At 62.0% G+C, this 4511-nt stretch carries 7 protein-coding genes; 5 read left to right on the top strand and 2 right to left on the bottom strand.

Features of this window, described 5'->3' with window-relative positions; all coding sequences use genetic code 11:
* Positions 1-176 precede the first annotated feature (176 nt).
* Complete coding sequence (locus RMO15_RS29465; protein WP_309721557.1) at positions 177-872, bottom strand: hypothetical protein; 696 nt, start codon at positions 870-872, stop codon at positions 177-179.
* Positions 873-1000: 128 nt separating this feature from the next.
* On the opposite strand from RMO15_RS29465, the gene RMO15_RS29460 reads away from it, so the two are divergent.
* The 5 genes from RMO15_RS29460 to RMO15_RS29440 are packed head-to-tail and all read left to right on the top strand — an operon-like array spanning position 1001 to position 3997.
* Positions 1001-1693, top strand: coding sequence for a hypothetical protein (locus tag RMO15_RS29460; protein ID WP_309721554.1), 693 nt, complete (start codon positions 1001-1003; stop codon positions 1691-1693).
* Between the two features lie 13 nt (positions 1694-1706).
* Positions 1707-1931: a hypothetical protein gene (locus RMO15_RS29455; RefSeq protein WP_309721551.1), complete on the top strand. Its 225-nt coding sequence runs from the start codon at positions 1707-1709 to the stop codon at positions 1929-1931.
* Complete coding sequence (locus RMO15_RS29450; RefSeq protein WP_309721549.1) at positions 1891-2451, top strand: thermonuclease family protein; 561 nt, start codon at positions 1891-1893, stop codon at positions 2449-2451. Before RMO15_RS29455 ends, RMO15_RS29450 begins: the two co-directional genes overlap by 41 nt.
* Before the next feature lie 26 nt (positions 2452-2477).
* Positions 2478-3509, top strand: a complete 1032-nt coding sequence (locus RMO15_RS29445; protein ID WP_309721546.1) for a hypothetical protein — start codon at positions 2478-2480, stop codon at positions 3507-3509.
* Positions 3506-3997: a hypothetical protein gene (locus tag RMO15_RS29440; RefSeq protein WP_309721543.1), complete on the top strand. Its 492-nt coding sequence runs from the start codon at positions 3506-3508 to the stop codon at positions 3995-3997. The genes RMO15_RS29445 and RMO15_RS29440 overlap by 4 nt, the downstream gene beginning before the upstream one ends.
* A gap of 49 nt (positions 3998-4046) precedes the next feature.
* Here RMO15_RS29440 and RMO15_RS29435 read toward each other — a convergent pair.
* Positions 4047-4511, bottom strand: a 465-nt coding sequence (locus RMO15_RS29435; RefSeq protein ID WP_309721541.1) for an ImmA/IrrE family metallo-endopeptidase, incomplete at its 5' end; no start/stop codon positions are given.

Here is a 4511-nt window from a genome sequence, read left to right as displayed (position 1 = left end):
TGTAAGAGCGTGTTACAATCCAAATTGGTAGCCATTTCGATGGCTTCCTTTCCAGAGCGCGGGGCCGGTTTTCCAGGCAGACCCCGCGCTCTTTCCCATTTCTGGGGGTATTAGTCGGGCATTGCCCGCCACCAATATTATACCCTAAATCAAGCATAATCAAACAATTATTTGCCTTATTTTTGCCATTTCAGCATTCTTTTTATTGCACGATAATTAATTATAAATACAGCGATACTGACCACCCCGCGCCCCTGCGACGGCGGCGGCGAGCGAAGCTGACCGAGCTGCACCCGCGCCCCGTGCCGACCGCCGCGCCGCACCCAGCCCGCCGGAGCGCAGATGCCCTGCCCCGGCGACAGCATGTGAGAGAAAGGCTGATTACACGTTTCCCCTGGGGGACGGAAGGGGAGAAATCTAAGAACGTTTTCTACTGCTTCGCGGCGACGGTGGGAACCCGCTTGCGGGGGAACCGTGGCCGCCACGAAAGCTTCTGGATACCCTGGGGAGGCGCAACCGTAGCGCGAAGCGCGAAGGTGGTGGCGCACGTAGCGTGACATAGAGATGCGCCTCGTCTCCGTCGTCGCGCCGGTGCGGCTACCCTGCGTCGAGCGAGGTAGCTGCTCCGGCTCTAAGATGTGTGCGGCATAGCACGGTAGCGGCGACCGTAGCGCGTCGCGCGAAGGTGGCAGCGAACGTTGGAGAATCTCGCAATGCGCCTCGTGGCCGTCGAGTGCGCTGGTGCGGCTTCCCTCGCGTCCAGCGGGAAGAAGCCGCTCCTGCTCGAAAAGCGTGAACGAAGAACGTCGGGCGGCGTGACTGTAGCGCGAAGCGCGGAGGTGACGCAAGCCCCAGTCGAAAAGCTCCTCCACACGGTACTCTTGACAGCACAAACATCTGTGTGATAGCATCATCGGCAGGGAGGCGAACCACTTTGGAAGGTTCGCCTCTTTCCATTTGTGGTTCCCCTTCTGTTTTGAAGTATCAGGAGAACCACACCATGAAAGTCAAACTCAACAGCCTGCTCGACGATGCCTCCGGCAAGTTCGGAGATCGCGTCTTCGCCCGTAACCCCTCCGGCCTCTACCTCCGCGAGCATGTCGATCCCGAGCAGCCCAACTCGGAGCGGCAGATGAATGTCCGCGACCGCTTCAGCCAGTTCACTGCCCGCTGGGGCACCATCACGGAAGAGCAGCGCGTCGGCTGGAACGGCCTGGCCGCGCTCGTCACCAAGACCGGGAAATACGGCGATCTCTACAACCCGACCGGGCACCGGCTCTATATCGCGCTCAACCAGACCCGTGCCGAGTTCGGCATGGCCACCCTCGACGACGCCCCTCTCGGCATCGAGCCCACCACGCCCATTGTCGGCTTCGCGCCCACGGTGAATGTCACCGCCGCGCCCGCCGTCGAACTGAAGCTCGGAGCGACCGCCGACCCGCTCGGCACCGAGCTGCTCGTCTTCGCCACGGAGCCGATGTCCCCTGGTCGGAGCATGGTCGGCGAGGGCATGTACCGCCTCATCGGCACGGCAACGAGTGCGGATCTCTCGAACGGGGATATTGGGGCGCTCTACGACGCCAAGTTCGGGATTCCGGCGGGCGGCGTCAAGATCGGCGTCAAGGTGATCCCGATCTCTGCCTCGGGCTTCCAGGGAGCGCCGCAGAGTTCGCTCGTGATCGTCACGGCGTAACGAGGAGGGCAAGATGCCCATCATCCACACCCTCGCCATAGTGACGGATGAGGTCGAGAACCGTCTCGTAGAGGCGCTCATCGGCCTCATCGTCGCCCTCACCTGGTGGCTCCGAGCACAGCCCAAGTTCCGCTCTGCACGGCGACGGGCGCTTCGCAAGCTCCGGGAACGCACCCGCAAACGAAAGGCAAAGGCCGATGCCAACAGCAACAAAAACGACCACGGCAACAGCTCGTAAGAAGCGGACAGCGATCCTGGGAACGGGAGCTGGGATCGTTGCCATCGGCGGCGGTCTCGCCACTGTCTGGCCGACAGGCAGTAAGAGCCTACCCGAAACGCTCCCTGCGCTCGATACCTGCCGGGTCATTGAGGTCGTGGACGGCGACACGCTCCACGCGAGCTGCGACGCGCTGAAAACCATCACGATCCGTCTCTTCGGCGCGGATGCTCCCGAGACGAACCAGCCAAGCGGCCCGATGGCAAGAGCAGCACTCGGCACCCTTCTCGTAGGGCAGGCGCTCACCGTTCAGCCCATTGATCGCGACCGTTACGGACGGCTCGTCGCCCAGGTCGGCACACCTGCCTATCCCAGCATCGAGCGCAGACAGATCGAAACCGGACTGGCCTGGTGGAGCCCGCAGTACGCGCCAGACAGCCGAGACCTACGCCTCGCCGAGGATGCCGCTAGAACCGCCAAACGCGGCCTCTGGGCCATGCCAGCGCCCATTCCCCCGTGGCAGTGGCGCAAAGCCCATTGACCACAAGAGATAAGGAGATCCACACCATGAAACCGCTCATCACCAAAGCCCCAAAGAAGGCAATCAGTACGACAAAGCCTGTCACACCGCCGCCGGCAGCAAACACCACGCCCGCGAAACCCGCAGCAGTGAAGGCGACGGCAGCGAAGCCCAAGCTCGTCTCGCGGCCCAAGCCTAAGCCGACAGCCAAACCAGCTCCCAAGCCTATAGATACACCACTCCTCGGGCCGCCGGTTTTCGCAACGAGTCCAGTGCCTACGGCAACACCAGCACCCACAGTGGCTTACACCAACGGCCCGCTCCATCAAATTCCGCCCGAGTCCCCCGCTCCGGCGCCAATGGAACTGATCGAGCCCGTGATCCAAAGCAAGCCCCTCATCATCACGATTCCTCCCGAGAGTCCCGCGCCACCCGCCGAAGCTGCGATCCTTACCTCTTCCGGCGATAAGAAAGCCAGCGGCTACGCGGTCGTCGAGAGTGAAGTCACACCACCGGCTACAGATGCTAAGGTGTCCTCGGGTTATGTCGTCGTGGAGAGTGATTCCCAGCCTCCAACCATCGCCCCTGCCGAAAGCGAGGCAACAGGCTTGCCACTCGTCGCACCAGCTCCAGCGGAGAGCAAAACAACGGGTATTCCACTTGCCGCCCCGCCACCTGGCACCCCCAGCGACGCGGCGAAGCCCGCGAACTACCTCGTGGTCGAAAGTGAGATCAAGCCCCAAGTTGTGGATGATGCCGCCGTGCCAGGTGGCTATACCGTCATCGAAAGCGAAACGGCAGATGCCAAGAAACCGGGCTACACCGTAATCGAGAGCGATAGCGAGCCAGGGGCAAAGGCTACTTCGGAGAGCGACGCCACGGGCCTCCCGTTGATCAGCGAAAGCAGCAGTATCGGGCTCCCCCTTTCCGATGCAGTTCCACCGCCCGCCCCGTCCATTCCCACGGTCACGATTCCGCCGAGTCATGCACTCGAAGACGTGTCCAGCATCCAAATCGGTGACGTCCTAATCATCGCCGTCAAAGTCATGCCCAAAGCAGAGCCGGAGATGGAGCCATGACGGAAGAGCAGCGCAAAGAGAGGAACGCCCAGAGGCTCACCGAGTGCAATCCGATCTTTCGGCGTAAGGTAGCCGCGATTCTAAGCGACCTGGAAGGGCACGGATGGAGGCCACGCATCCAAGAGGCTTGGCGCTCACCCGCGCGGCAAAAGCAGCTCCTCGCCGATGGCTTCACCAAAGTGCGTTGGGGAATGCACAACGCGACCACAGAGGACGGCAACCCCGACTCCCTGGCCGTGGATATCCTCGACGACGGCCAGCCCAACAAAGAGAGCTCGAAGTTCTTGCTCATGCTCGCGGCCTCGGCAAAATCCCACGGCTGCGTGACAGGCATCGCCTGGGGACTCGGACAGGAAGACCGAGACACCATCCGCTCCGCGATAGCCAGCCGAGACTTCGAAGCGAAAGTAGAGATCGGCTGGGACCCGTGCCACGTCCAGATCGGTGGGATCAGCGTACGTGAAGCCAGAAACGGAACCAGACCATGATCGGCGGACTGGCAACTTAGGGCAGCAGGCGAGGGCTTAGGCTCTCGCCCTAAAGCTCGGCGAGAAGCTGCTCCACACGCCGAGCTATCGCATGACGGAGCGGCCCACAGTCTGGGTTCCCAGCCAAGACGACTTTCACCGCACTGTAGCATGCACCCGCCACCCACTCGTGCATCAGGTGGTGCGCCAGCTCGTGCACAAACACGCGCCACTTACGATGCGGAGCTAGCTTGGGAGAGATTAAGATCGTTCCCTCACCGCCATCGTTCAGAGGAGGCAAGTAGCCGCCTGGCTCTGTACTCTCGTGATCCCACCGGAGTTTGACATTGAAGAACTTGGCAATTTGCTCCAGCGTGCGAGACTTCTTGCCCAGTGAGAGCACCCCCTCACGAATCCGAGAGACGATCTCCCAGGCGATCCGATCCGACTCGCCCCAGCCGAAGCTCCAGAGCACCAGAGTATCGCCGAAGCGACGCTCAGCGGCCCGAGCCATAGCCCCTCCTGCGGCGCTTGG

Origin of the sequence: Armatimonas sp., from assembly GCF_031410135.1 — a bacterium.
Taxonomy (GTDB): Bacteria; Armatimonadota; Armatimonadia; order Armatimonadales; family Armatimonadaceae; genus Armatimonas.
This window is presented reverse-complemented; position numbering and strand designations above follow the sequence as displayed.

Excerpts from the sequence above, each read along its gene's own strand:
- RMO15_RS29460 (WP_309721554.1), top strand. The coding sequence starts at position 1,001 with ATGAAAGTCAAACTCAACAGCCTGCTCGACGATGCCTCCGGCAAGTTC.
- RMO15_RS29450 (WP_309721549.1), top strand. The coding sequence starts at position 1,891 with ATGCCAACAGCAACAAAAACGACCACGGCAACAGCTCGTAAGAAGCGG.
- RMO15_RS29445 (WP_309721546.1), top strand. The coding sequence starts at position 2,478 with ATGAAACCGCTCATCACCAAAGCCCCAAAGAAGGCAATCAGTACGACA.
- RMO15_RS29440 (WP_309721543.1), top strand. The coding sequence starts at position 3,506 with ATGACGGAAGAGCAGCGCAAAGAGAGGAACGCCCAGAGGCTCACCGAG.
- RMO15_RS29455 (WP_309721551.1), top strand. The coding sequence starts at position 1,707 with ATGCCCATCATCCACACCCTCGCCATAGTGACGGATGAGGTCGAGAAC.